Below are 24,633 nucleotides of genomic sequence, written 5' to 3' on the forward strand. Positions count from 1 at the left end.
GTGGGTCAGCGGGCCCGGCGCGCCAGCCGCTCGGGATCGGTGATGAGCACGGACTTGCCCTCCACCCGGATCCAGCCGCGGCGGACGAAGTCGGCGAGGGTCTTGTTGACCGTTTCGCGGGCGGCTCCCACGAGCTGCGCCAGTTCGATCTGGGTCAGGTCGTGCACGACCCGGTATCCGCTGCCTTCCGCGGACCCGAAGCGCTGTACGGACTGAAGCAGAGCCCGGGCGAGTCGCGCGGGGACGTCGTTGTAGGCCAGATTCTGCACTGCCGCGCTGGCACGGCGCACGCGTCGCGCCTGAATGCGCAGCAGTTCCTCGACGAGGTACGAGTCCGACCTGATGATCCTCTTGAGCATGGTCCGGTCGATGGCGGTCGCCAGCGTCTCGGTGAGCGTTGTCGCGGTGGCCGAACGTGGGCCAAGATCGAGCAGGGAAAGGTCGCCGAACATGTCGTCCGGGCCGACGATCCTGAGCAGGGCTTCCTTGCCGTCTCGTCCGGTGCCGATCTTGACCTTGCCGGACTTGACGACGTAGAGCCGGTCTCCGGGCTCGCCTTCGTGAAAGATCACGTGATCTCGCGGGAACTCGAACGGGTCACCGCACTCCAGGATGAACGTGTGAAGTGAGGCGTTCGCGGGGAGCTGGCTGGTGGTGGACATGTTGTGCCTCCTGGTCGGCGCGGTGCGTGGACCGGGGCGAGGGAGCAGGCCGGTGTCGGCGGTGTCCGGGCTCGGCGAAGCCGACCGCGAAGCGGGTGCCTGGACACCGCCGACACCGACCTGCTTCCATTGCCGGTCCACGACACGCTCCGGCCAGGAGTCGCGATTGCCTGGTTATTGGGGCATGGTGGGTCGGAGGCGGTAGTGCTAATCGTGGATGGGTACACCACTTTCGTTCAAGGGCTGGATTCGGCCGTGGGTTCGTGGTCAACGAGCGCGACGTCGTCGTCAACGCGGCAATGACATCGTTCGGTGCGGGCGTGCTAGCCGTTGCTGTACCGGATGCGGACGCGATGGCCGCTCAACGTCGGACGAACTGCAGGACTGGGGTGTAGTGAGAGTCGATTTCGGCCGGGCGGCCGAGGTCAGGCGGCGACCGGAGTGGCCGGTCGCGCGGTCAGCGCCGGACCGGTGAAGTCCCGCGCTGACGTGCCGCCTGCGACGTCGCTCCACGACCAGCCGAACGCGTCGCCGTCAGTGCGCAGGGCGGCGCGGTCCACCACAACGGTGCCAGTGAACTGTTCCTCACTGCACCAACCGGTGCCTGTGAACGCGCTACCGAGCCACACATACGGGTTACGCAACTCGACCTCGCCGTCGGCGGGAAGCGCTTCGATGTCGGCCAGGTCCACTGCGACCATCGCGAACCCCATGATCACCGAGAACTCTGGCGACGCCTCCGCGATGACGGTCTCGGCGAGGGTCAGGTTCGCGGTGGTGTGCTCGAAGCCCAGCAGATCCAAGAGCCGCTCCCCGGACAGCGGCTCGAAGCTCAAATTCGCGTCCTCGTCCATCGCGGGAATTGTCACGCGCAGGAGCACCGGCCCGTGCCGCTGCACCAGTTCCTCCATCCACGGCGAGGAGTCGCGGTCGCGCACGATGTCCCTGGCGGTCTCGCGCTCGTCGGAGAACTCCCAGTCGTCCCGAACCGCGCTGTAGTCGGTGTCGTCCTCGGCTTCCCAGCCGTCCACGATCTTCCGGGCCAGCTCGTCCACCTCACGGTGCACCGCGTCCAGCGCGTCGCTGCTCATCGCGTCGAGCAATCGGTCCCCGTCGGGCGTCTCCCACGGGTTCGCGCCGCTCACTATTGCCGCGACCACCTGATCGGGCAGCCGATGATCGCGTTCGATGTAGATCAGTGTGTAGCCGGGCTCCAATGCGGCCGTGACGGCCGCTGCCAGCGCCGCCACCGTCCGCTCACTATTGAGGTCGAGTTCACAGGCGGCGTCTTCACTCAACGCTGGCTCCCTGCTGGTCGAATCGCAGACCCGTGGGGTCCGCCGGGATGGCGTCGGCATCCACGGTCACGGTCTGGCTCAGTTCTTGGCGTTTTCGTCGCTCGGGGGTCACCTCGCCCGATCCATGACACTCACGGCATGCTCCGCTTCCTGAGGTGAGGCCCTTGACAGGCACATCACCTGAGCCCTCGCCGCCACAAGGCAGGCAGACCACCATGGTCAGCATCAGCCCTCACCACCGTCGAGGAGTGCGCGGACCTTGTCTGCGACGACCGCGCCCGAGAGGTCGCGGATAGCCGGGTCGGTCACGAACGCGAGCGCTTCGGTGGTCCGCTCCGGTTGCGCCGGATGGGCGAGCATCACAGCCGCTTCGGACACGACGGCCTGGCGGTCGTGCGGATCGATCGGGGAAGAGCCCAGCTCGCCGGCGGGCTTGTACCTCTTGTCGTAGAGGGCACACGCGGCACACCAGATACTCGTGGCGAGGGAGTAGCCAAGTTGCGCGAGAAGGCGCGTGTACAGGTGAGGGAAAGCCGCGGGGAGTTCGCCAGAAGAATCGAAGTGTTCTGCAAGATCCCCGGGCGTAGTGGGCAGCGGAGGGACGATCTCTACGTCGGGCGGTGTCGCGCCCGAGTTGATCGTCATGCCGATCGGCCGGGTGCGTGCCCTGAGCATGCCGGTGAAAACCCTGGCAGCTTGTTTGGCCTCGTGCTGGTGCCGGTAGCCGAGGTACAGGGTCGGGCGACCAGGGCGGGTAATCGAGACGGAGAACGGGAATTCGGCTCTGCTGGCCGGTTCCGGGGTGTCTGTTGTGGACATGGGGTCTCCTTCACTCTGGCCCAGGCTCTGCGCGCTGGGCGGGGACGGATCAGGCCAGGCACGCGAGCGCCCGGGCGGGCCAAAGGCTGCTCGACGGCTCGTCGCATGGCGTGAGCCCAGTCCCGGTGTGCAGCCAGGCATTCGTGTGCCGGCCTCGGTCGGGGTTGTGGCCGATCGGTGCGCCGCACCGGCGGCACAGCAGGACCACGTCGGTGTCCGGTCCGGCTTCGCACCCGGGGCAATCGATGCACGGGTCGGGAACCCAGCGATGCTCGCGTCGGATCAGCGGGCGCAGGGCCCCGCAGCAGCGGCAGCGGCCTCGGACGAGACCGGCGAGCGCGAGCGCTTCTTTCCGGGTGCACGCGTGGAAGCTCACGGCGGCGCACCCCGTCGGGTGCCCTCCGGAAGCCAAGACGGTGTAGGGGAATTCCCGATACTCCCGGTTGGTGGCGCTGCTGTGGTGATCGAGCAGACGGCCGTCGTCGAGGGAGTATCGCGTGGTGGCGTATCCCATCGGGTAGCCCTGTCCCTCGAGACGTACCCGGTCACGTTCCAGGGATTCGGCAAACCGTGCGACCTCGGCGGACCGCAGTGGATCGAGCGCGATGGTGCCGCGGCCGACGAGGATGTCGAATCTGCCGCGCGAGAACTTCCAGGACCGCAGGAGCCCTTTACGAGACAAGCGATCGAGGACGGATGCGGGATCGCGTGGCCCGGCGCGGTCCCGGGCGGTGGGATCAGGGCGCATCAGTTGCGCCCGTGGGACTATCGCCGCTGTCGGGCTGGGCCGGCGTGGTGACGGCGACGGGCATCGTGACTGCGGTGTCGCACCGGCCGAGCCATTCGTCCAGAGTGGACAGGTGACGGTAGATGTGGGTTTCCTGTCCTAACGCGTCTTGGTTGCAGTAGTCGGCTTGCTCGTCGAGCAGGGTGTAGTCGACCACCGCGTGGATGGCGTCACGGACGGCAGGGGAGATCACATACATCAGGAGTCCTGAGTCTTCTTGTGTTGCGGTGCGGGCATTTCGGAGGCGGATGCGGGGGCGCCCTGGGTGTCTCAGTCGTCGTAGGTGGAGAAGGGCCCCCCGGCACGCAGGACTTCCGCCGCCAGCGTGGCGTCCTCGACGGTGTGCAGGCGGAAAGCAGCGGCGGCGTACCAGGCGCCGTAGGAGGTTCGGGGATTCTCGGCGTGCTGGCGTGCCTGGGTTTCCAGCTCGGCCATTGCCCTGCGGATTGCGTCGCGCACGTGGGCAGCGGTCGCGGCGTCGAGTGTCCAGTTCACAACCGCCTCGGTCGTGGTGACCTCGACGTCGAGCGCCGTAGTGCCCGCGTTCATGGGGTCGGCGGCCATCTGCGGGGGATTGTTGGGTGGACCGCTGACGTGCACCGAACCCATCTGAGGAAGCTCGAGGCCGGATCCGTCGGCTGGTGGGTGCGGGTCTGCGGCCGTGGCGGGCGGCGAGGCGGCGTCACGGACTTCCTGTTCGACCTCGTCGGGGCCGAGGTGCTGAAGCAGCGCCGCGATCTGGCTGTCGAGACCGTCGTTGTTAGCGTCGCGAGCCACCGCGCTGAAGGCGTCGTGCACGACCTCGTCGAGGGCTCCGGAGTCCACACCAAGCTGCTTGGCCAGTGTGCTGAGCCGTGACTGGGCGGCGTCGGCAGGGTCGTCAGAAGTGTGTGCGGGCATGACTGAACTCCCTTGTCTAGATGGATTGAGTGCCGGACCGCCGCTCTGGCGTCGAGCAGTCCGGGAGTGGGCGGTTCGCCCGGCTTGAGACGGCTGTGGTGTCCGCGCGTGGGCTCGATCAGGTGATGGCGAGCCGAAGCAGCATCGGAACCCGCGCACGGTGAAGGCATGCCGCAGCCCGGCAGAATGGGATTCCGGGCAGCGACGGGGTAGCTGGGTGGGAGCCTGATCAGTTCTCGGGGATGCGGTAGACGTCGGTGCGCCAGATGTGGGCGGTGTCGTCGAGCCGGCCCCAATCGCCGGCTAGCTGAAAGCCGTGCTTGGTCAGCGCGGCGTCGACCTGGTCGCTGTCGCCGGGCGCGGTGAAGGTCAGGTCCCCGGCTCCCTGATCGCCGCCCACGATGGTGACTTCACCTCGAGGGCGGTTCCAGTGTGCGGCGTGAGATTCCGGCTCGTGGACGACCTGGCTGGGCATGGCGTCGATCGCGGCTTTCCAAGTCAGGCCGAACGCACGCTGGCGAACGTCTTCGGGCTCGTTGAGCATCTTGAGCACTTGCGCTTGAGTGAACAGCATCTCGCCCTGGTTGTCGCAGTCAGCGGTGAATGAACCCAGCCCAGGCACGTAGGTGACGTAGGTACCAACCCATTCGCGAGCGGGATCCTCGTAGATGGTGAATGCTGCCTCGGGAGCGAACGTGATCAGCCAATCGGCGAGCCTGCCCGCGTCGCCACAGCAGAACTCGTCGTCGGTATAGGGTTCGCCGAGGTGCAGCGCTTTCCGGACCTGCGTATCGGAATCAGTGTCGACGTCCGCGGGACCGTCGTAGTACAGGCCGTAGCCGTGCAGGGCCTCGAGCACGGCACGCACCCGGTGCGGCGGGCAGGCGTGGACGATCGAGGTTCCACAAGTCGTGTCGGGCATAGCGAAAGCTCCTTCAGCGCGGGCGGGAATGGTCAGAATGTGGTGTCAGGCCGTGAGTTCGAGCTGCGAGGCCGCCGCCCAGGCGTTGGGAAACGCAGGCCCGGTTTTGGTTCGGGCGGTGGCGGGAGCGATCGTGAGGAATCGCTCGGCGGTCGCCATGCCGCCGTCGAGCCGCTGACGGTCGCGGTGGCGGAGCCACACGCGGGGCTGGGTGTCGTCGGGGAATGCGGGGTCGCCGACCGTCAGCGGAACGGCGGCGCAGTGGGCACGCTGGGCGAGCCGGGCACGGGTCTCGTCCGGGGTGCCTATGTCGAGGATGCGGACCGAGCGGGCGAAGTTGTTCTTGCCGTCGACGCGGGGCGAGAGCGTGCGGCGCACGTCGTAGACCGCCCACGGCACTGTGGTGATCCGCTGTTCGAACGCGGCGAGGACGTCACCGGCGCCGGGCGAGGCCTGCAGCAACGACAGCAGCCGCTGGCCCTTGATCAGGCCCTGCGTGGGGTTGAGCGCTGTGGAGACGAACTCCATCGCGAGCGCGAGCACTCCGGCGTCGGGCTCGGCGATGAACCGGGCGACGGCTTCCTTCCGGCCAGTATCATTCGCTAATGCGAACGGACAATTTCTCGCCGCAGTGACCGTGTCTAGATGAGACTGTGTCCAGGTCGAGCGAGTTGATGCCGTACGGATGTCAGTCCGAAGGGGACGGTCATGTGTCTCGTTTCCCGCTACACCTGTGTGCTCTAGATCATATCGTCCGCAAGTGTCGCGATTGCGTCGTCGACAGGCGGATTGCCCTTCAGGTCAACGGGATCACTGCGCGGTACTTGCCGCCGAAGGTCTGCTGTTGCGGCTCGCAGAGCTTGTGGGAGGCGCGGGTATCACGCAGCAGCCACAAGAGGCTTTCGGTCGTCACCGGTTCTCGGATGCGCTCGGGTGTTCCGCGTGAGTCGATGGTTCGCTGGCCTTATTGGCCGCGCTGTCGGTGGCGCGGAGGCTGGTCAGGACCAGCGCTGCGGCGCCGAGGGTGATGAAGACGTCGGCGAGGTTGAACGTGGGGAACCAGCCGGTGTGCAGGTAATCGGTCACGATCCCGTCGGCCGCGCGGTCGGCGAGGTTGGCGATCGCCCCGGCCAGCACTGCGGCCAGCCCCAGCCGCATGGGCAACGTCGCGGTGCGGGAAGTGCGCCAGGCGAAGACCGCGAGCCCGGGGACGATCAGCCCGGTGACACCGAGCACGACCGAGCCGGGCAGGGTGTCGCCGAGGCTGAACGCCACCCCAGGGTTGAACGTCAGCCGCAGCTGAATCACCCCGAGATCCACCGAGCTCCCGTCCGCCAATGCTCGGCTGGCCCAGGCTTTCAGGCTCAGGTCTACCGCGGCCAGCAGCGCGGCGGTCACGGCCAGGGCGACCCGCGCTCGGGTCGCCCTGGCCGTCCGGGTGGATTCGCCAGTGGTCACGAGGTGACACCCGCCGCCGTGGGCGTCAGCGCCGGCTGGCCGGTGATGGCCGTGGCCTGCAAGGGTTTGGTGCGGCCGGCACGGACGCCGTTGGCGATGACGACGACCTCGGCCAGCTCGTGCACCAGCACCACCGCGGCCAGGCCGAGCACGCCGAACAACGCCAGCGGCATCAACACGGTGATCAACCCGAGGGACAGGCCGACGTTCTGCAGCATGATCCGGCGGGCGCCGCGGGCGTGGGTGAACGCCTGCGGAAGGTGCCGCAGGTCCTCGCCCATGAGCGCGACGTCGGCGGTCTCGATCGCCACGTCGGTGCCCATGGCGCCCATCGCGATGCCGAGGTCGGCTGTGGCCAGGGCGGGTGCGTCGTTGACGCCGTCGCCCACCATCGCTGTCGACCGCTGCCCGCGCATGTGCTCGATCAGGCGGGCCTTGTCCTCTGGGCGCAGCTCGGCGTGCACGTCGGTGATGCCGACGTCCTTGGCCAAGGCGGTGGCGGTGGCGTGGTTGTCGCCAGTGAGCATCGCGACGTGGTAGCCGTCCCGGCGGAGCTGGGACACGACCTCGGCGGCTTCGGGGCGCAGCTCGTCGCGGACCGCGATCGCCCCGATGACCTGGCCGTTGTCCTCGACCAGCACCGCGGTCGCGCCGGCCTGCTGCATCCGCTCCACGTCGGCGGCGAGCGGGCCGGGGTCGAGCCAGCCGGGGCGCCCGAGGCGGAGAGTGCGTCCGTCCAGGCGGCCGGTGAGCCCGGTGCCGGTGACCGCTTCCACGTCCGAGGCCGGGGTCACGTCGTCGACGGCGGCGAGGATCGCGCGGGCGAGCGGGTGTTCGCTGCGGGCCTCCAGGGCCGCCGCCAGGTGCAGGACCTGGTCACGGGTGGCGCCGCCTGTGGTGGCGACGTCGATGACGGCGGGCCTGTTGGCGGTGAGGGTGCCGGTCTTGTCCAACGCGACCCCGCGGACTGCGCCGAGCGCTTCCAGCGCGGCGCCGCCCTTGACCAGCACGCCGAGTTTGCTGGCCGCGCCGACCGCCGCGACCACGGCCACCGGGACGGAGATCGCCAGCGCGCAGGGTGAAGCGGCCACCAGCACCACGAGGGCCCGCTCGATCCACGTGACCGGGTCGCCGAGCAGGCTGCCGATCACCGCGATCAGCGCGGCGGCGATCATGACGCCGGGCACCAACGGCTTGGCGATGCGGTCGGCCAGCCGCTGGGAGGCGCCCTTGCGGGCTTGTTCGGCCTCGACGATCCGCACGATCCTGGCTAGGGAGTTGTCCTCGGCGGTGGTGGTGACCTCGACTTCGAGCACGCCGGTGCCGTTGATCGACCCAGCGAACACCTCGCTACCGGGTCCGGCCTCGACCGGTACGGATTCGCCGGTGATCGCCGAGACATCCAGCGCGGTGCGGCCGTCGCGGATGATGCCGTCGGTGGCGATCCGCTCACCGGGCTTGACCAGCATCCGGTCGCCGACCCGCAACTCGGCCGGGGACACGACGGTCTCGGTGCCGTCGCGCAGCACGGTGGCCTGCTCGGGCACCAGGGACAGCAGGGCGCGCAGGCCACGGCGGGTGCGGGCCAGGGAGTATTCCTCCAGGCCCTCGCTGATGGAGAACAGGAAGGCCAACATCGCGGCCTCGCCGACCTCGCCGAGGATGACCGCGCCGACCGCGGCGATGGTCATCAGCGTGCCGACGCCGATTTTGCCCTTCACCAACCGCTTCAGCGTAGACGGCACGAAGGTGTAGGCGCCGATCAGCAGCGCCACCGCCTCCAGCACGAGCTCGACCGTGCGCGGCGCGTCGGCCCAGCCGGTGATCAGCCCGGCGAGCAGGAACACCCCGGAGATTGCCGCGAACTGGAGTTCCTTGATTTGCCAGAGCCGTTCCGGCTCGTGCTCCTCGGCCTCCTCGTCCACGGGTTCGTCGTGGTCGCAGCCGCACGCGTCACTCATCGAGCGCTCTCCTTGCTGTCCTGAATCGCGCTGTCCGGAGTCGTATCCGTCGGGGCGTCGGTGCCGTAGTTCGGGCACAGGGCCACCGCGTTGCCGGTCGCGGCCAGCAGCGTCTCCGCCGACGCCAGCAGGTCCATCAGCTCCGGGCGCGCGAGGCTGTAGAACACCTGACGGCCCTGCGGCCGGCCCACCACCAGCGCGCAGTCACGCAGGCAGGCCACGTGCGCCGAGACCGTGGACTGCGCCATCCCCAGCGCGGCCACCAGGTCGGAGACCCGCGCCTCCCCATGCGCCAAGCGCTGCACGATCGCCAGCCGGGTGGCGTCCGAGAGGCTGTGGAACAACGCCACCGCAGGATCCAACACCGCCCCGCTCGACGCGAGGCACCCATCCGAACTATTCATCGTCACCAGACGATGATAACAGTCAGATGTGATGGAATCGAGATTCGGCGATATTGAAGTCAAGCCCGTCTTCGCCGGTCACATGCCCGACCGTTAGTCACCGGCGGTGCTCGACGGTCGGCGTCGCCGCAGGAGCAGGTGGGCAGTGATCACCGTCAAGGCCCACGTGGCGCCCAGTGCGGCGGCAGCGGTGACATCGGTGGCCCAGTGCACGCCGAGGTAGACACGGCTGGCGGCCACGAGCGCGGCGAGTGCGAGGGCGCCGAGCCACCAGGCCAGGCTCGCGACGAGCGTGCTGGTGTGCTGGGCGAGCAGGTAGGCGGCGATCATCAGCAGCGCGGTGGCCACGGTGGTGTGCCGTGAGGGAAAGGAGAAGCCGCTCTCGGGCAGCAGTTGCCACCACGATGCCGGCCGGTCCCGTCCGACGAGGTTCTTCACGACTGTGGCCAGCACGACCGACCCGGCTCCGGTCAGTCCGGCCAGCACCAGCGGCGCCCACGACCGACCCCGCCACGCCAGCGCCGCGGCGAGCGCGACGACCACGATGGCGAGCGGGATCTCGGCGGCCGTGGAGACGGCCTCGAAGAACCCGGTCCACGGGCCCGCGCGGTGCTCGGCCACCTCGGCGAGCACGCCGTTGTCGACCAGCGCGGCGTGCCGATCGGTGACCAAGTCGGCCACCCCGGCGAACATCCCGGCCGCCGCGACCATGCCGGCGGCGGCGATGCCGGCGCGCACCAGCAGGCCGTCGCGAGGCCACCGATGGGCGGTGGGGTGGTGAACAGTCATCGGCATCTCCTCGGGGCACCTGGACCAGCGTGTTGTAACGCCCGTAACATAGCGGCGTGACGAACGAAGCAGACGAGCGGGGTTGGTTGCTGATCAGCGCCTCGACCGCGGGCGGCGCGGGCACGCTGCGAGTGCAGGTGTGGCGCAAGCTGCGCTCCCTCGGCGCGCTCTACCTGCAACAGTCCGTGTGCCTGCTACCCGCCCGCCCGGAGGTGGTGCGCGAGGTCCGGCGGCTGGCAGACCGGATCCGCCACCAGGGCGGCACCGCCCGCGTGCTGTCGATGGCCTTCACCGACCCGGCCGAGGAACAGGCCGTGATCGCCGAGCTCAACGCCGCCCGCGACGCCGAATACGCCGAAGTGCTCGAACGGCTGCCCGAACTCCGCCAAGAGCTGGCCGACGAACAAGCCCGCGGCAACGCCACCTACGCCGAGGTCGAGGAGTCCGAGGCTGACCTGGACCGCTTCCGCACCTGGCTTTCCAAGATCGCCGCCCGTGACTACTTCGCCGCACCTGGCGGCCAGGCCGCCCGCGACGCGGTCGAGGAGGCTGCCGCCGAGCTGGCCGCGTTCGAGGAAGCCGCGCTGCACGCCGAAGCCCCGGAATCCGCTCCTGCTAGCGCGTCGACGCCGCGCTCGCTGCGAGTGGTGGACCAGCCGTGACCGGCTCGTTCTGGTGGGACCTGCTCATCGGCATCGCCGCAGCCCTGCTGCTGGCCTGGCTCGTCCTGGTCGTCGTGCTGGCCATCGCCCGGCCACGCGGAGGGCTGCTGCGCGAAGCCCTGCGGCTCCTGCCCGATGTGCTGCGCCTGGTGCGCCGGCTTGCTGCCGACAAGACCCTGCCGCGTGGCGTCCGTGTCCGGCTGGGGCTGCTGCTGGCCTACCTCGCCATGCCGATCGACCTGATCCCCGACTTCATCCCGGTCCTGGGTTACGCCGACGACGCGATCATCGTCACCGCCGTGCTGCGCGGCGTCGTGCGCCGCGCCGGGATCGACGCGGTCCGTGCGCACTGGCCCGGCACCGACGACGGCTTCGCCGCCGTCGCCCGGCTCACCGGACTCAACCGCCCCGCGCGATGACGACCGTCCTGTTCACGGTGCTCGGCGCGTCGGTGGCCGCGTTCGGTCTCGCGCTGCTCTCCGCAGTCGCGGGCTTCGGAGGCGGGGTCCTGTTGCTGCCGGTGTTCACCGTCCTGTTCGGACTCCGCGCCGCCGTCCCGATGCTCACGCTGACCCAGTTGTCCAGCAACGGATCTCGGGTCTGGCTCAACCGCCGTGACCTTCGCTGGCCGTTGATCGGCTGGTTCGCGCTCGGTGCCGTGCCGTTCGCGGTGATCGGTGGGCTCCTGCTCACCCACGCACCGCTGACTCCGTTGAAGCGACTGCTCGGGGTGTTCCTGATCGGCGTGGTGATCTGGCGGCGGCTCCAACGCCGGCCACGCACACCCAGCGAACCAGCCTTCGCCGCGGTGGGTGCCGCGTCCGGGCTCGGGTCGGCGCTGCTGGGGTCCGTCGGACCATTGACCGCGCCGTTCTTCCTCGCCGTCGGCCTGACTCGCGCCGCCTATATCGGCACCGAAGCCGCCAGCGCGCTGACCATGCACCTGACCAAGATCGCCACCTACGGCGCCGGGGACCTGCTCACCGGCCAGGTGCTGCTCTACGGCGCCGCGCTCACCCCGGCCACCCTGCTCGGAGCCTGGGTCGGAAAGAAGATCGTCGGCCGCATCAGCGACCGCATGTTCGTCCTGCTGGTCGAGATCGGACTGCTCGCCGCGGGCATCCTGTTCCTGATCGGCCTGTGAGCCGGTCAGCGTTGGCGCCCACCCGCCGCGGCTACGACCCGCGAGGGACTCGATTGCGGGACACGGACAGATCGCGGACGTTGCTCGTGCTGGCCAACGCGGCTCGCAGGCGCACGATCTCCTCGTGCTGGGCGGCCAGCCGGGACACGGCCTCGGTCCGGAACACCTTGAGGGCAGCCACCTCCTCGTCCCGATCGACAACCCGTTGCTGCAGAACACCGACCTGGTCCTTCAGCCTTCCGATCTGGGCCTCGCGCGGATCGGCGATGACGCCGGCCTCGCGGAGTTGCTCGCGGCGCCGCTCGAACTCCTCCTTGAGGTGCAGGTAGGTGCTGTAGAGCGCGGCGCGGGTAACACCACTCGTGGCCGCGAGGGTCTTGACGTCGCACTTGCCGCCCGGCGGGATCTCCCCACGCAACAGCCGGTCCATCGCCGCTCGGATCGCGGCTTCCTTCTGCCCGCGGGTCTGATCGTTGAGCCGCCCCACCTCAGCTCTCCTCCGTGTCGGTGCCCGCCGGGGTGCTGGCGGCGTCGATGTCGGCCAGGACTCGTTGTGCGCGGTCCAGTTGCGTCTCCAACCGGGTCCGCTCGGTCTTCTGGGCGCGGCCGAGGTTGCCGAGGAACACCGTCGTGCTGTGCACGGCCTCCTCCCACACGGGGCGGTGGCACGAGTGGTGCGTGGCTTGCGGACATCGGGCCGAGTCGCACATCCCGATCAGCGGCCGGTCAGCGCTCGGAGTGCCCGCCAGCCGAAGGCACAGGGCCTTGCCAGGGTCTGTGAACCAGCAGTAGTTCGCCACACCGAGGTGCAGCGTCTTGGCGCGCTTGGCCAGCATCCGACGTAGTTCCTGATCGTTGAGAATGATCTTCGGTGCCGCCCGTTGCTCGTCGGTGAGCTTGCCGTCGACCGCGTCGAAGAACTCGATCAGGTCGTGCGCGTGCGGCCCCGAGGGCCGCACACCACGCTGGTAGTTGTCGATCTCGTCGAGCAGCAGGCCGAGGTTGCGTTTCTGTTCCTCCTGCCCGACTTCGGCGAGGAACTTCGCCTGGGCACCGCCGGGCTTCCCGGCGTAGCCCTCGGTGGTGACCACACTGATGTGCTTCAGCGCGACCTTCGCCGCCAGCAGCCCACCGGGCCGGTAGGCCAACTCGATCGCGAGAGTGCGGCGCAGCATCCGCAGCTCCACTGGCGCCTCGGGGACCGGCGTAAGCCCGAGCCGCTGTCCCGCAGGGCTGTTCACCCATTTCCGGAAGGTCATGTAGGTGTTCTTGAAGACCGTCCTGCCGAACAGCAACGTGCCGGGTTCGGCCTCGGCGTCCAGCAGTTGCTCGGCGAGCGCGATCGCCCGATGGACTTCGCCCACGACCACCCACTCGTCGGCCTCGCCGCCGTGCCCGCGGTGCTTGATGACCTTCCCAGCCAGCCGGTAACGGACCAGGCCGGCCGCCTTGCGCTCGGGCGGGAGCCGGCATCCCAGGGTCAGCTCGAACAGTTCGCTGGAGCGCATGCCCGTCGCGGCGGCGACCACCAGCAGGCACGCCGTGCGCACAACGTCGGGCAGGACGCGGGCGTGGCGCTCGGACAACGGCAGGGTCCAGGGCACCTCACCCTCGCCGTCGGCTCGCGCGACGAGCGTGGCGTTCCGGCCGATCGGCTCGTCGATCCCCACCTGGGCCACGGCCCGCTCCAGCGCGGGCCGCAGGACTGACAGCCATTCGCCGCGGAAGTGACCGAAGCCGGCCTCGGCCGCGACGTCGCGCAGCGAGATCTCCCACAGCGGGTCGGACTCGTCGACGGCGTACCTGGTGATCGGCTCGATACGCGACGGGACACGGTTGAACGGCCGCCCCTCGGCCACACGCCGGTTGATGGCCGCCAGCAGCACTCCCCAACCCGGACTGCGTGGCTCCGGTAGCCGGTTGACCCGTTCCCGTTCCGCCTTGACACGGCGCGTCAAGGCCACCACCTGCGGGCCGAGCGTGTCCACGACGTAGAGGGCCGCGGCCAGCATCGGCTGGAGAATCTCGGCCGGCACCGGGGGCGTGCTGTTCTCGGTCGGCGTCTTCAAACCGGCGACAGCGACGGCCGCCCGGCCACCGAACGGACGGAAACCCGCCGGGTAGCGGTCGGCGGTGAACAGGTCGCGATACTGGGCGAGACCGCTGACGACCTGGGCGGCGCCGTTGACCGCGCCGCGTTTCTCGACGATCGCGCCGTCCTTGTCGCGCCCGGTGCGGCGCTCAGCGATGTAGGACTCGCACAGGTGATCGTTGACCTGCCCCAGTTCGGCCACTCCGTTGTCGGTCAGCCAGTTCATCCAGCGGATCAGCTCGTAGTGCTTGTTGACACACGCCGGGACCGTCCGCGCGACGCGGAACGCGCTCGGCAGCTCGCGCACCGCATCATGAGTGGGAACCATCAGCGCTACCAAGTACTCCTTGGCAACGACCCTCCACAGTGGATTCCGGATAGCTGCGAGATTCCAGCGCTTGTGCGACGCCGCCATGTAGGCGGCCAGGTCGGTGACCGGGTTGAAGTCCCAGACGTCCTGGTCGAAGTTCGGTCCCTGCGCGCCGGGAGCGACGGTGATACCGATCGCCCGGCACAGATCCAGGCCCGCGAACGGCGACCGGGCGATGATCGGGTCGGCGGGATCGGTGCTGATGGGTGAGGTCATGAGGTGGTGCGTTCCTCCGGGAGCAGGGGCAGTTCAGCGTCGGTGTCGGCCACGTCGCGCGCCGCGCGCACGAGCAGCGCCGGATCGCGGTCGCGGAAGGCGGCGAGGATGGTGTCGATCCGCTGCGCGTAGGGGCCGAACAGCACCATGAACTGCGCGGAGGGCAGGTGCTGCCACTGGCGGGCGAAGAACGCCTGCATGCGCAGCAGGTTCACCGCGTGCCGGGGCGTGAAGATCGCCAACGGGCAGAGCAGGCACACCCACGGCCGGGCCGGGCACGGTTTGCCGACCGGACCGTGCAGGCCGGACAGCTGATCGGCGCACGCCGCGACGAACACATCCCGGTTCGCGGTGCTGACCAGCTCGGTGACCGTCGCGTCCTCCAGCCCCAGGTCGCGGATCGCGTCCGGGAACCGCTCGACGAGCTCCGCGGTGGCCTCGGTGCTCAGCACGATCGGCGGCTGGGCCTTGCGCAGCAGGTCCGCCTGGCTGTTCTCGATGATCGTTTCGACCGCGTCGCGCTGCGCCGGGGTGGTCGCGGTGAGGTAGTTGTCGCCCTCGATCGCGGGCGTGTGGTTGGGATCCACCGTGGACCGGCTGCTGCCGAACCAGGACTTGCGGTCCCGCAGCGACGTGAAGGTGGTGCGGATGCGTCGCCGGTCGAGCCGCAGTGGGCTGCCGTCGTCGGTGACCAATGCGAGGTCGGCCTCGGTCAACGCCGGATGGCCGCGCTCCACCCACTCCGTGACCTGCCCGGAGGTGAACGGCACGGTGACGACGTCGTCGTAGCGGCCTGGAACGTACCGGGTCCACAGCATCGCCCTCGCGTCTGGTGCGGCCAGGTTCCGGGTTGGGGCTGAGTGCTCTAACCACTGCTCCAGCAGCCGCACCGACCGCCGGTTGAGGGTCACGCTCTCCTGGGTGGTGCGGCCCTTGAGGTAGCCCAGCAGGATCGTGGCATCACCGGCCCAATCGAGGTCCTCCACACCGAGGGCCTCGATGCCGTCCGGGACGATCCCGATGTAGGTGCCCAGCAACAGGCGATACGCCAGCGCGACGTTGGTGTCGACGAACAACGCCGTGCACGCCGTGGGCAGCAGCTCGATACACGCCGTGGCCGCCGAGGAGCCGTGCTCCCGGTCGAACGCGGTCCACGTCACCGGACCCTGCCGGTGCAGCAGCCAGCAGAGGTTGTCGAACGACCAGCCGTGCTCACGGGGATCACGGCCACGCTCGGCCGCGGCCAGCGCCGCGCGGTGCTCGGCGAAGGTGGCGCGGATGATCGTGCGGCAGACGTGTTGCAGCCGTTGCCACTCGCCTTCGGTGTAGGGCATCGAGGGGCGCTTGTCGCGGCGGCGCTGCGGGTTGAAGTGGCGCCCGCCGACCAGCGCGCGCACGTCCGGCGTCAGCACGGACGTTTCCCGGTCCAGCGCGGCCACCATACGGCGGGTCTTGTACTCGCGGGCGTTGCTGGCGCCCATCCAGTACTCGGCCAGCCTCGCCCGAGACAGGTCGGCGGCACCGCCAGTGTGGCCGCGCTCGGCCAGCTCGGCCACGAACCGGCGGATCGAGGTGACGTACTGCTGGAAGGTCTTCAGCTCGTCGATCGGTCCGTGCGGATGGACCAGGTGGGTCAGGCCGATCAGCATGTCGCGGGCCAACTGCGGGTTGCAGGTGTTCCCGATGCGGACGGTCGCCGTGGTGCGCCGTGCGGTGGACACGAACTCGATGCCTAGTGGGTCGTCGATCAGTTCTGCGGGCATCAGATGGCTTCCTCGAACTCGTCGGAGAACTCGTTGTCGGCTTCACGTTCGGCCGCGGTGATCTCCGCGAGCCCGTGCTCCTGGCCGGCCCGTTCGTAGGCGTTGCGGTAGATCCGGGTCATATCCAGGCGACGCAGATACGCCTCCGTGGTCAGCACCGAGGAGTGGCCGAGCAGGTCCCGCAGCACCATCAATGGGTCCGCTTTGGACAGATACAAGGCCAGCGCGGCGTCCGCGTCGGTGTCCCTGGCCAGCTTGGCCGCCTGGGCGTAGTAGCCCTCGACCAGCATCTCCAGCGTCCGAATCGCGAACGAGTGCCGCAGCCGGTGCGGGTTCACCGTGGGAAACCGGGGCTCGAACCGGTCCCGGATGCGGTCCGACGCCCGCTCGAACACCGTCGCCCACGCCGTGAACGGGCCGCCGTCACCGCGCACCGCGACCAGCATCGATCCACCGTCCGGGGCGATCAGGCGCACGCGTTCGGCCGGACGCAGCGACGCCCACCGCACCCGCTTGCCGTTCACCCGGCCCCCGACCGGGTCAACCTCGGCGACCAGCAACGGCTCACCGGCCCTCTCCGGAGGCCGCCACGTCGAACCCTCGACCGCGAGCGGGCGAGTCAGGTCGAGATAGTGATGTACCTCGACCAATGCCTGATAGCTGATCCACGTCGTGCGGTACTTGCGGCCCTTCGTCACCCCCGCCGGCACCCGGAACGGGATCGGCAGAGCCGACGGCTTCGGGGGCAGCGCGGGGATCTCCGGCACGAGAAGGTACGTGAACTCCTGACGGCGCAGCCCTGTCGCCAGGCCCAGGCGACCGATCGCCGAGTTGCGTGCGAGCTCCCGGCCGCGGTAGCCGGTGTCCTCCGCGCCGTCCGGCGTCAAACCCGCCAGCGCCTTGAGGAACAGCGACTCGAAGTCCCGCTCCAGGTATTTGATCGTCACATGCGGCTTGGGGCGGCGACGGACCGCCAGGTTGACCTGGTAGTCCCGGACCTGATCGCCGTAGATCGTCCTGGCCTGTGCGTAGGTGAACGGCTCGGCCTGGGCGTGGCCTTCGGCGACCGCCCACCGGTAGAACGACGACAGGACGCTGACGTGCCGATCCCAGGTGTTCACCTCGAACCGCGCCTCGACCGGGCCGCATGCCCGGTGCACCGCGTAGGCGCTCAACGCGTCCTTGAGCGGGCGCCGCTCGTCGAACACGCTTACCCCGAACTGGGCGATGAACTCCATCCAGGACCGCAAGACCCGTGCGTAGGACTCCCATGAGGATGGTGCCGGACAACCGCTCGACGGCAACTCACGCAGCCACCGGTTGACCACGGTCGCCGGCCGTGGGCCGGAGGCATCCTCGAATGCCAAGTCGTCGTCGACGAGGACGGGCATGCCGTCCGGGATGACCGGTCGCCGCTGGACGTCCCAGGACTTCCAGCCGCCGGACGAGAAGAAGATCAACTCCATGTGTCGTACATACATTCGAGACAGGCACGAGTGCAACACAGTTGTAGCTGGTCACTGCTGGTGGGACGTTCTATCGAGACACAGCAGCAAAGCGGAGAGAAGGCAGTAGGTGCAGGCGCTCTTGACCCAGGTATTGACGCCGAAAAGCTCGCACAGGAAGGCCTGGGCACGGCCACGGTTCCAGCCGCCGTCCCACACGCGGAGCGGGTATTCGCCGGTGCGCAGTGCGGTGTTGTACTTGGCGTCGCGGGCGGCGCGCCGGGTTTCCTCGGCCTCGTAGCCCATGACGTGCCGGTAGGGCCGTCCCTGGGTGAGCTCGGCGATGACGGTATCCAAGGGCCAGGCCTTGAAATGCTGGCTGCAGAGCCTGTCTCCGGCGGTCTGCGGGACGGTGCCGCCGTCGAACATCTCGTGCGCCAGCGTCCACGCGCCGACCAGGTGCAACTTGTCGGGACTGCGGGAGTCGGACAGGATGTCGATCCCGTCGGCCTGATGCAGTCCGCGGCGGGCGATCTGGAGATAGCGCACATTCGCCGCGGCCATGAGGGGCAACAGGTTCCGTTCGACCAGCGCGAGAGTCGCCGGCCATTCCTGACCGGTCATCCCGGTCACTACAGCGAGTTCCTCCAATTCGAAGTCACGACTGGAGGGATCGGTGAGCCAGCGGGCGAGGATGGCTGTTGTTATGTAAACAGTCAAGCTGTCGCAGAAGGAACGGTGTCGCAGGGCGGCGGCGCCTCGGTGGAACCTACCTCGGGATTCTCCAAGGGCGGGCCTGGTGTGAATGGCGATTTTCCAGCCGGCCCCTGGTGATCGCTGCGGAGTCGGAGCTCTGTTCGTCGGACTGATGCCAGTGGCCGAGCGTCGTCGCCGGCGCCGAAGTCCTCGCGTCAGCGCCTCTTCTCTTGGTGGTGGCGATGGTCGGTCAGACCGGCTCGGCCGATCAGAGCGGCAGCGACGAGCAGTGCAGCCCCTGCGGCGTAGACGGCGGTGATCCCTGCCGCATCAGCCAGCCACCCACCCAGCCCGAGGGAGGCCAGGCGGCCGAGTTGCCAGATCAGATCGAAGGCGGCGAAGACCCGGCCGCGTGCGGCGGGTGGGGTTTCGGCCTGCAGCAGCGAGTTGAAGGTGACTGCGCCGGCAGAGGTGCCCCCGCCGTAGCCGGCCAGGCTGCCCAACGCCACCACCGGGACGCGGACACTCGCAAGGACGGCATCTACGGCGGCGCGCAACAGATAGGGTCCGAAAATGAACGCGGGTTTGCGAGGATCGGTGATCAGCCGGGTCAGCAGTAACGGGCCTGCTGCGGCGCCCACGCCGATGCAGGCCAGCGCGATTCCGTATCCGGCGGGGCCCCTGCCCAGGCGCTCGCGGATCAACACAACCAGCAGGGCACTGGTCGCTCCGGCCGACAACGCCGCCAGGGCCTGACCAGCGGCCAAGGCTCGCAGCACCCGGTGCCCGGCCAGCACCCTGATGCCGTCTCGGGCCTGATGCCACCAGGCGGCACGGGCCGCATCGGCTGCCGGGCGCAGCAGGTGCAGGCGGGACAGCAGCAGCGCCGAGACGGCGAAGCTCGCTGCGTTCACCCAGAACGCCAGGCCATAGCCGACGGTCGCGACCACGGCACCCGCAGCCGGGGCGAGCACGATCTGGGAGAGCACCGCGGCGGTCCAGATCCCCGAGTTCCCGGCGATCAACTCCTCCTCGTTCACCAGCGCGGGCAGCGCGGCACTGGCGGCCGGATTGAACAACGCCGACGCTGCGGACATGGCGAACGCCACCGCGTAGATGCCCGGCACCGAGCCGGCGACCAGCGGTAGCCCCGCAGCCACCAGCACGCGCGCCAAGTCGGCAACCACCATGACCCGCACCGGCGAGAACCAGTCGACTGCCACCCCAGCGAACGGTGCCAGCAGCAGCACCGGGACGATCTCCGCGACGATCACCCCGGCCACACCGAGCCCGGAGCCGGTGCGGTCCCACACCAGCAGGCCCAACGCCACGGTGGCGAACGCGTCACCCCAGGCAGAAGCGGTGCGCGCCGCCCACAACCGGCGGTAACCAGGATGGGAGAACACCTGGCGCAGCCCGGTGCCCGCACGTCCTGGCTGGCCGCGGCTCAGCGGACTTTCTCCATGGTGTGCCCGCAGCAACAGGTGGGGTTGCGGTCGCGACCGTGGCCTGGGACGGCGCCCTTGGTGACGGTCATCTCACATCCGCGCTCCGGGTCCGGGCGCCGGTACACCTCGCACTCGACTATTGCCATGACCTGCGCCTCCCTTCGGTTTCCGGTCCTACACTGGAGACGCTAAAACCTTCACCCCAGGTGAAGGTCAAGGCGAGCGGCCGGGACGCGAAGGAGGCAGACGATGGCCCAGGCGATGACCGTCGGGCGGGCCGCCCAGGCGGCCGGGCTCACCCGTAAGGCCGTGCGCTTGTATGAGGAGCGCGGCCTGCTGCCGCCCGCCCAGCGCACTGCGGCCGGGTACCGCCTTTACAACCAGGACGACGTCGACACCCTCACCTTCATCCGCCGCGCCCGCGCCCTGGACCTCCCCCTGGACGACATCGGCACCATCCTCACCCTCCGCCGTGCCGGTCCCACCCCGTGCGGAGCCGTACGGGATCTACTCGACGCCCGGATCGCGGAGATCGACAACACCATTACCGAATTGCTGGCGCTGCGTGCGAGCCTCACCGCCAGTCGGGACACCGCCGTGGCAGCCGATACCGAGTCGGAACCGAACAGATCGATCTGCCCGATCATCGAACGGTGAAGTAGCCGCTCAAGGACCCTCATGTCTCACTGAACTCTTGATGGCCGCGTTGCGAACTGGCGGTAGCCGAGCCTTTGCGGAATGGCCACTCGTTGCGGCAAATGTCCAGTCAGACTGGGCCGACCGATCATCGGACGGCTGAGCGGCGTTCGATAAAAGACTGTGTTGTGCCAGACGCCGCCCCGCTGGGCGATGCGTTCGCGGATGCCGACGGTTCAGCAACCGGCGGCGTGGTGCGGGGCGATGCTTGCGCGATTCTCCGTGAAGATGGAGGCATGCAGAGTCCGCAGCCCTGCGTCGTCGACTGTGGTGGTTTGCTTCTACAGCAAGGCTTTGCCGCCTGCCGGACTCCCATGGGGACAATCCGGCCGCCTCGGGCTCGCATCGTAGAGGCCCGCGTGCCAGTTGGATCCCGGCAGGCAGGTCACCTGCTGCCGGGTCCTCCTACCTGGTCCGCATTTTCTTCGGGCTGTGGCCTGGGTGCGCAGCAGTCGTCGGCGGTGTCGGTGGTGGTGTGGCGGCGTTCGCGGCGGGTGAGGGTGGCGATCGCGGTGACGAGGATGAGGCCGAGTGCGGTGATGGCGATCGCAAGTTGGTGTCCGGTGATCCAGGCTGACACGGTGCCGACGACGCCGGTGAGTGCGCCGATGCCGGGGTGCCCGCCGAGTAGTTGTGGCAGCCAGTAAAGGAGTAGGTAGCCGCCGGAAAGGGCAAGCACGGCGCCGGTGATGCGGTTCATGTGGGGCAGCAGCCGTCGGAGGAACCGGTTGATCAGGCCGCTGGCGAATGCGGCGAATAGCGCGAGGGACAGCAGCAGGGTGGCGGAGCCGGCGGCGTAGGCGGCGAATACGACCAGGACGCCGGAGATGTTGGTGCTGGCCAGGGCTTGGGTGACGACCGCGAGCAGCACCGCGAGCGTGCAGGAGGCGGAGGCCAGTGCGTACCCGGCGCCGAAGGCCACCATGCCTCTGGGCCCCTGCCGCGGGGTGCCGGAACGGCGGGTGGGTAGCCGCAGCGGCAGGTGTCCGCCGGCGACCATGGCCAGGCCGCCCACGGCCAGGATCGCGCCGAGCGCGGCGGCCAGCCACGGGATGACACCGGTCAGGGAACGCAAGCCGAGGGCGAGTAGTAGTCCGATGGCGGTGAAGGTGCCGGCGAACCCGGCGGTCAGCGCGAGCCCGGCGCGCAGGCCACCGGCCAGCCGGGACAAAGCGCCGGGCCGCGCGTCCGCCTGGCCGTCGCCGGTGTCGACGGCGTAGGCGAGGAAGGCGGGCAGTACGGCGAAGCCGCAGGGGTTGACCGGGGCGAGCATCCCGGCGCCGAAGGCGAGCGCCAACAGCGGGCCGATCACGCGCTCACCTTGGCCAGTTCGGCACGGATCTGATCGGCGGTGGGCTCGACAGCGCGGAACACCGGTTTGCCGGAGGCGTCCAGCACGACGGCGGTGGACAGCTGAGTGACCTGGTAGGCGCTGATCAGGGTGGCGTTGCTGTCGCTGGCGTAGGCAAGGCTGGTGGCCTGGTTGGCGGTGAGGAAGTCTGTGATGTCCTGCTCGGTTTCGCCGGGGCCGATGTCGACGGCGACGAAGTTCGCCTTCGTGCCGACCGCCTGCTGGACCTGGGCGAGGGTGTGGGTGGCCGGACCGCAACCGCCGCACCCGACGGAGAAGAAGAACAGCACGCTGGGCCGCGAGCCGGGCACCGCGACCTGCACGCCCTGCAGGGTTCGGGCGGTGAACGCTCCCGCAGCGGCAGTGGTCCCGGCCTTTGCGCTGCCGTCGGCAGCGGGTGGGGACGCGGTCTGCTTGCTCGACGGGGAAAACGCCGAATACAGCACGACGGAGATCCCGACGACGGCGATAACGGTCAGCGCGATCGTGACGAGTCGTCGACGAGAGCGCGGCGCGGCAGGTCCGGTCGGGGCGGGTGCGTCAGGCATGGGTCAGGACTCCTGGTTGGGGTGGGAGGACTCGTGTGGCCGATCGGGCTGGTCGCGGGCGGGTGGCACGGGCGGGCAGCACGAGTTGTCTCGGGTGGCGCCGTGTCGGGTGACGCGCCGGCGCGCGAACCGCGTCACCGCGGCGAGGACCACCACGACGGCGGTGCCGATGACCCAGGGGTTGCCCAGTACCGAGCCCACCGCGCCAAGGGCTCCGGCGGCGATCAGCACCGGCAGGCCGCAACACACGATGGGGACCAGGAGGAAACCGGCGGCGGCGAGCGCGGTGCGCTTGCTCTCGGAGCCGGGGTTGGTCGACATGGAGGCGGTCTCCTCGGCTGGTCAGGCGTTCGGGGCGGTGATGCGCATGCACGCGGCGAGGGCGGCGGCGTTGTCCGCGGCCAGCGAGCGCGCCAGCAGCACCAGTTCCGCGACGCGGGGGTCGGTGACCCGGTAGTAGGCGAAGCGGCCTTGGCGGCGCAGCTGCACGTAGCCGCAGTCGGACAGGCAGGCCAAGTGACTGGACACCCGGCCCTGGGACAGGCCGATGTGCGTGACGCATTCGCCCACGGCGTGTTCCTCGTGCAGCAGGAACTCCAGCAGCCGCAGCCGGGCGGGGTCGCCGAGGGCGCGGAAGAATTTCGCCATCATCTCCACCCCGTTCGGCTCGGTGGGCAGCAGCGTGCTGCTGCGTTCGGAAGCGTCGGCCACGGTCGCCGTCCTCACATCGAGTGTCTGTCGTATCCGGATGTACGAATCTTAGGTTAGCATCTATGCATCCGGGAAGACGAATATGTCAGTGGGAGGAGATCGCTGGTGCGGTACGACTTGGCGGTGATCGGTTCGGGTGGGGGTGCGTTCGCGGCGGCGATCGCGGCCCGCGGCAAGGGCAAGAGCGTGGTGATGATCGAGCGCGGCACCGTTGGCGGGACGTGCGTCAACGTCGGCTGTGTGCCGTCGAAGGCACTGCTGGCCGCGGCCGAGGCCCGCCATGTGGCGCTGGACCAGCACTTTCCGGGGATTTCCACCAGCGCGGGCCCGGTGGACGCCGCCGCGCTGATCGGTGGCAAGGACACGCTGGTGGCAGGGTTGCGGGCGGAGAAGTACGTCGACCTGGCCGCCGAGTACGGGTGGGAGATCCTGCCCGGCGAGGCCCGGTTCATCGAGGGACCGGCGCTGGAGGTGAACCTGCATGACGGCGGCCACGTCCGGGTCGAGGCCGAGCACTACCTGATCGCCACCGGCTCCACCCCGCGTACCGACGGCCTCGACGGAGCCGACCGGGTGGACTACCTGACCTCGACCACCGCGATGGAGCAGACCGAACTGCCCGAGTCGTTGGTCGTCGTCGGCGGCGGCTACGTCGGGCTGGAGCAGGCGCAACTGTTCGCCCACCTCGGCGTCCGAGTGAGCATCGTGGGCCGATTCGCCCCGCACACCGAACCGGAACTCGCCGGCCTGCTGGCCGGGGTGTTCGCTGACGACGGCATCGCCGTGATCGCCGAGCGCGCCACTGAGGTTGAGGCCGATGGTTCGGGCGTCGTCGTCACCGCCGGTGGGCAGCGGGTGACTGGGCAGCGGCTGCTGCTCGCGACTGGGCGGAACCCGGTCACCGCCGGGCTCAATCTCGACGCGGTGGGCGTGAAGACCGGGCATCGCGGGGAGGTGGTCGTCGACGAGTATCTGCGCACCGACAACCCGCGCGTCTGGGCGGCCGGGGACGTCACCGGGCACCCGCAGTACGTCTACGTCGCCGGGGCCCATGGCAGCGTCGTGGTCGACAACGCCTTCGGCGACGCCGGGCGCACCCTGGACTACCATCACCTGCCCGCGGTCACCTTCACCACGCCCAGTCTCGCCTCCGCCGGGCTGACCGACGTCCAAGCGGTGGAGCAGGGCTACGCCTGTAAGTGCCGGGTGCTGCCGCTGGAGTACGTGCCGCGGGCGCTGGTCAACCGCGACACCCGCGGCGCGATCAAGCTCGTCGCCGAACAAGGCTCCGGGCGGCTGCTCGGCGCGCACGTGCTCGCCGCGGGCGCCGGGGACGTCATCGCCACCGCTGTCTATGCGCTGGCAAACCAGATGACGGTGCACGAGATGGCCGACCTGTGGTGCCCCTATCTGACGATGGCGGAGGGCATCAAACTCGCCGCCCAAACCTTCACCCGCGACGTGTCCAAACTCTCCTGCTGCGCCTCCTGA

Annotated in this window: 28 protein-coding genes; 5 read left to right on the forward strand and 23 right to left on the reverse strand. The window is 69.3% G+C overall.

All coding sequences use genetic code 11. From position 1 onward, the window contains the following. Positions 1 to 5: 5 nt before the first annotated feature. From NQK81_RS01585 to NQK81_RS01645, 13 genes are all read right to left on the reverse strand, one after another. On the reverse strand, positions 6 to 803 hold the full coding sequence (locus tag NQK81_RS01585) for a Crp/Fnr family transcriptional regulator (RefSeq protein WP_306856024.1): 798 nt from the start codon (positions 801 to 803) through the stop codon (positions 6 to 8). A 284-nt stretch (positions 804 to 1,087) separates the two neighbouring features. Continuing rightward, on the reverse strand, positions 1,088 to 1,960 hold the full coding sequence (locus NQK81_RS01590; protein WP_257486706.1) for a hypothetical protein: 873 nt from the start codon (positions 1,958 to 1,960) through the stop codon (positions 1,088 to 1,090). Then, on the reverse strand, positions 1,953 to 2,186 hold the full coding sequence (locus NQK81_RS01595) for a hypothetical protein (RefSeq protein WP_257486707.1): 234 nt from the start codon (positions 2,184 to 2,186) through the stop codon (positions 1,953 to 1,955). The genes NQK81_RS01590 and NQK81_RS01595 overlap by 8 nt, the downstream gene beginning before the upstream one ends. Continuing rightward, complete coding sequence (locus tag NQK81_RS01600) at positions 2,186 to 2,779, reverse strand: hypothetical protein (RefSeq protein WP_257486708.1); 594 nt, start codon at positions 2,777 to 2,779, stop codon at positions 2,186 to 2,188. Before NQK81_RS01600 ends, NQK81_RS01595 begins: the two co-directional genes overlap by 1 nt. A gap of 49 nt (positions 2,780 to 2,828) precedes the next feature. Next, a complete protein-coding gene (locus NQK81_RS01605; RefSeq protein ID WP_257486709.1) occupies positions 2,829 to 3,527 on the reverse strand; it encodes a hypothetical protein in 699 nt (232 codons plus the stop codon). Next, the gene (locus NQK81_RS01610) at positions 3,517 to 3,765 is read right to left on the reverse strand and encodes a hypothetical protein (RefSeq protein WP_257486710.1); all 249 of its coding nucleotides are present in this window, start codon (positions 3,763 to 3,765) and stop codon (positions 3,517 to 3,519) included. The genes NQK81_RS01605 and NQK81_RS01610 overlap by 11 nt, the downstream gene beginning before the upstream one ends. A gap of 71 nt (positions 3,766 to 3,836) precedes the next feature. Further along, entirely contained in the window at positions 3,837 to 4,466 is a 630-nt protein-coding gene (locus NQK81_RS01615; protein WP_257486711.1) for a hypothetical protein, read from the reverse strand. A 229-nt stretch (positions 4,467 to 4,695) separates the two neighbouring features. Beyond that, positions 4,696 to 5,388, reverse strand: a complete 693-nt coding sequence (locus NQK81_RS01620) for a hypothetical protein (RefSeq protein WP_257486712.1) — start codon at positions 5,386 to 5,388, stop codon at positions 4,696 to 4,698. Between the two features lie 45 nt (positions 5,389 to 5,433). Then, complete coding sequence (locus NQK81_RS01625; RefSeq protein ID WP_257486713.1) at positions 5,434 to 5,931, reverse strand: hypothetical protein; 498 nt, start codon at positions 5,929 to 5,931, stop codon at positions 5,434 to 5,436. Between the two features lie 366 nt (positions 5,932 to 6,297). Further along, the gene (gene lspA, locus NQK81_RS01630) at positions 6,298 to 6,846 is read right to left on the reverse strand and encodes a signal peptidase II (protein ID WP_257486714.1); all 549 of its coding nucleotides are present in this window, start codon (positions 6,844 to 6,846) and stop codon (positions 6,298 to 6,300) included. Further along, on the reverse strand, positions 6,843 to 8,807 hold the full coding sequence (locus NQK81_RS01635) for a heavy metal translocating P-type ATPase (RefSeq protein ID WP_257486715.1): 1,965 nt from the start codon (positions 8,805 to 8,807) through the stop codon (positions 6,843 to 6,845). The genes lspA and NQK81_RS01635 overlap by 4 nt, the downstream gene beginning before the upstream one ends. Beyond that, positions 8,804 to 9,211: an ArsR/SmtB family transcription factor gene (locus tag NQK81_RS01640; protein WP_371878936.1), complete on the reverse strand. Its 408-nt coding sequence runs from the start codon at positions 9,209 to 9,211 to the stop codon at positions 8,804 to 8,806. The genes NQK81_RS01635 and NQK81_RS01640 overlap by 4 nt, the downstream gene beginning before the upstream one ends. A gap of 93 nt (positions 9,212 to 9,304) precedes the next feature. Then, positions 9,305 to 10,000: a phosphatase PAP2 family protein gene (locus tag NQK81_RS01645; protein ID WP_257486717.1), complete on the reverse strand. Its 696-nt coding sequence runs from the start codon at positions 9,998 to 10,000 to the stop codon at positions 9,305 to 9,307. A 56-nt stretch (positions 10,001 to 10,056) separates the two neighbouring features. Here NQK81_RS01645 and NQK81_RS01650 point away from each other — a divergent pair, with 56 nt between their 5' ends. Genes NQK81_RS01650 through NQK81_RS01660 form a run of 3 tightly spaced genes read left to right on the forward strand, consistent with a single transcriptional unit; the run spans position 10,057 to position 11,806 of the window. Continuing rightward, entirely contained in the window at positions 10,057 to 10,662 is a 606-nt protein-coding gene (locus NQK81_RS01650) for a Chromate resistance protein ChrB (RefSeq protein WP_257486718.1), read from the forward strand. Beyond that, positions 10,659 to 11,081, forward strand: a complete 423-nt coding sequence (locus NQK81_RS01655; RefSeq protein ID WP_257486719.1) for a YkvA family protein — start codon at positions 10,659 to 10,661, stop codon at positions 11,079 to 11,081. The genes NQK81_RS01650 and NQK81_RS01655 overlap by 4 nt, the downstream gene beginning before the upstream one ends. Next, positions 11,078 to 11,806: a sulfite exporter TauE/SafE family protein gene (locus tag NQK81_RS01660; protein ID WP_257486720.1), complete on the forward strand. Its 729-nt coding sequence runs from the start codon at positions 11,078 to 11,080 to the stop codon at positions 11,804 to 11,806. The genes NQK81_RS01655 and NQK81_RS01660 overlap by 4 nt, the downstream gene beginning before the upstream one ends. Before the next feature lie 31 nt (positions 11,807 to 11,837). Here the strand turns inward: NQK81_RS01660 and NQK81_RS01665 are convergent, their stop codons facing one another. The 6 genes from NQK81_RS01665 to NQK81_RS01690 form a co-directional block, all read right to left on the reverse strand. Continuing rightward, complete coding sequence (locus NQK81_RS01665; RefSeq protein ID WP_257486721.1) at positions 11,838 to 12,293, reverse strand: hypothetical protein; 456 nt, start codon at positions 12,291 to 12,293, stop codon at positions 11,838 to 11,840. Position 12,294: 1 nt separating this feature from the next. Continuing rightward, positions 12,295 to 14,484: a site-specific integrase gene (locus tag NQK81_RS01670; protein WP_257486722.1), complete on the reverse strand. Its 2,190-nt coding sequence runs from the start codon at positions 14,482 to 14,484 to the stop codon at positions 12,295 to 12,297. Beyond that, positions 14,481 to 16,247, reverse strand: coding sequence for a hypothetical protein (locus tag NQK81_RS01675; RefSeq protein WP_257486723.1), 1,767 nt, complete (start codon positions 16,245 to 16,247; stop codon positions 14,481 to 14,483). The genes NQK81_RS01670 and NQK81_RS01675 overlap by 4 nt, the downstream gene beginning before the upstream one ends. Beyond that, positions 16,247 to 17,713: a tyrosine-type recombinase/integrase gene (locus NQK81_RS01680; protein ID WP_257486724.1), complete on the reverse strand. Its 1,467-nt coding sequence runs from the start codon at positions 17,711 to 17,713 to the stop codon at positions 16,247 to 16,249. Before NQK81_RS01680 ends, NQK81_RS01675 begins: the two co-directional genes overlap by 1 nt. Positions 17,714 to 17,764: 51 nt before the next feature. Beyond that, positions 17,765 to 18,325, reverse strand: coding sequence for a hypothetical protein (locus NQK81_RS01685; protein WP_257486725.1), 561 nt, complete (start codon positions 18,323 to 18,325; stop codon positions 17,765 to 17,767). 278 nt (positions 18,326 to 18,603) lie between these two features. Beyond that, complete coding sequence (locus NQK81_RS01690; protein WP_014805440.1) at positions 18,604 to 19,794, reverse strand: MFS transporter; 1,191 nt, start codon at positions 19,792 to 19,794, stop codon at positions 18,604 to 18,606. A 291-nt stretch (positions 19,795 to 20,085) separates the two neighbouring features. On the opposite strand from NQK81_RS01690, the gene NQK81_RS01695 reads away from it, so the two are divergent. Next, a complete protein-coding gene (locus tag NQK81_RS01695) occupies positions 20,086 to 20,493 on the forward strand; it encodes a heavy metal-responsive transcriptional regulator (protein ID WP_014805442.1) in 408 nt (135 codons plus the stop codon). Positions 20,494 to 20,917: 424 nt separating this feature from the next. Here the strand turns inward: NQK81_RS01695 and NQK81_RS01705 are convergent, their stop codons facing one another. The 4 genes from NQK81_RS01705 to NQK81_RS01720 are packed head-to-tail and all read right to left on the reverse strand — an operon-like array spanning position 20,918 to position 23,142. Continuing rightward, entirely contained in the window at positions 20,918 to 21,844 is a 927-nt protein-coding gene (locus tag NQK81_RS01705; protein WP_014805443.1) for a cytochrome c biogenesis CcdA family protein, read from the reverse strand. Continuing rightward, positions 21,841 to 22,431, reverse strand: coding sequence for a TlpA family protein disulfide reductase (locus NQK81_RS01710; protein WP_014805444.1), 591 nt, complete (start codon positions 22,429 to 22,431; stop codon positions 21,841 to 21,843). The genes NQK81_RS01705 and NQK81_RS01710 overlap by 4 nt, the downstream gene beginning before the upstream one ends. Positions 22,432 to 22,434: 3 nt before the next feature. Beyond that, on the reverse strand, positions 22,435 to 22,752 hold the full coding sequence (gene merT, locus NQK81_RS01715; RefSeq protein WP_014805445.1) for a mercuric ion transporter MerT: 318 nt from the start codon (positions 22,750 to 22,752) through the stop codon (positions 22,435 to 22,437). A gap of 21 nt (positions 22,753 to 22,773) precedes the next feature. Continuing rightward, the gene (locus tag NQK81_RS01720; RefSeq protein ID WP_014805446.1) at positions 22,774 to 23,142 is read right to left on the reverse strand and encodes an ArsR/SmtB family transcription factor; all 369 of its coding nucleotides are present in this window, start codon (positions 23,140 to 23,142) and stop codon (positions 22,774 to 22,776) included. 105 nt (positions 23,143 to 23,247) lie between these two features. Between NQK81_RS01720 and merA the strand changes: the two genes are divergently transcribed. Then, positions 23,248 to 24,633 carry a mercury(II) reductase gene (merA, locus tag NQK81_RS01725; RefSeq protein WP_014805447.1) on the forward strand — a complete coding sequence of 462 codons (1,386 nt, stop codon included), beginning with the start codon at positions 23,248 to 23,250 and terminating at the stop codon, positions 24,631 to 24,633.

Source organism: Amycolatopsis roodepoortensis, from assembly GCF_024628825.1.
Classification (GTDB): Bacteria; Actinomycetota; Actinomycetes; order Mycobacteriales; family Pseudonocardiaceae; genus Amycolatopsis; species Amycolatopsis roodepoortensis.

Bases quoted from the DNA above. Each gene is read 5' to 3' on its own strand.
- NQK81_RS01620 (WP_257486712.1), bottom strand. From the start codon at position 5,388: ATGCCCGACACGACTTGTGGAACCTCGATCGTCCACGCCTGCCCGCCG.
- NQK81_RS01710 (WP_014805444.1), bottom strand. From the start codon at position 22,431: ATGCCTGACGCACCCGCCCCGACCGGACCTGCCGCGCCGCGCTCTCGT.
- NQK81_RS01635 (WP_257486715.1), bottom strand. From the start codon at position 8,807: ATGAGTGACGCGTGCGGCTGCGACCACGACGAACCCGTGGACGAGGAG.
- NQK81_RS01670 (WP_257486722.1), bottom strand. From the start codon at position 14,484: ATGACCTCACCCATCAGCACCGATCCCGCCGACCCGATCATCGCCCGG.
- NQK81_RS01600 (WP_257486708.1), bottom strand. From the start codon at position 2,779: ATGTCCACAACAGACACCCCGGAACCGGCCAGCAGAGCCGAATTCCCG.
- NQK81_RS01615 (WP_257486711.1), bottom strand. From the start codon at position 4,466: ATGCCCGCACACACTTCTGACGACCCTGCCGACGCCGCCCAGTCACGG.
- NQK81_RS01645 (WP_257486717.1), bottom strand. From the start codon at position 10,000: ATGACTGTTCACCACCCCACCGCCCATCGGTGGCCTCGCGACGGCCTG.
- NQK81_RS01640 (WP_371878936.1), bottom strand. From the start codon at position 9,211: ATGAATAGTTCGGATGGGTGCCTCGCGTCGAGCGGGGCGGTGTTGGAT.
- NQK81_RS01680 (WP_257486724.1), bottom strand. From the start codon at position 17,713: ATGGAGTTGATCTTCTTCTCGTCCGGCGGCTGGAAGTCCTGGGACGTC.
- NQK81_RS01595 (WP_257486707.1), bottom strand. From the start codon at position 2,186: ATGCTGACCATGGTGGTCTGCCTGCCTTGTGGCGGCGAGGGCTCAGGT.
- merT (WP_014805445.1), bottom strand. From the start codon at position 22,752: ATGTCGACCAACCCCGGCTCCGAGAGCAAGCGCACCGCGCTCGCCGCC.
- NQK81_RS01660 (WP_257486720.1), top strand. From the start codon at position 11,078: ATGACGACCGTCCTGTTCACGGTGCTCGGCGCGTCGGTGGCCGCGTTC.
- NQK81_RS01610 (WP_257486710.1), bottom strand. From the start codon at position 3,765: ATGTATGTGATCTCCCCTGCCGTCCGTGACGCCATCCACGCGGTGGTC.
- NQK81_RS01605 (WP_257486709.1), bottom strand. From the start codon at position 3,527: ATGCGCCCTGATCCCACCGCCCGGGACCGCGCCGGGCCACGCGATCCC.
- NQK81_RS01675 (WP_257486723.1), bottom strand. From the start codon at position 16,247: ATGCCCGCAGAACTGATCGACGACCCACTAGGCATCGAGTTCGTGTCC.
- NQK81_RS01695 (WP_014805442.1), top strand. From the start codon at position 20,086: ATGGCCCAGGCGATGACCGTCGGGCGGGCCGCCCAGGCGGCCGGGCTC.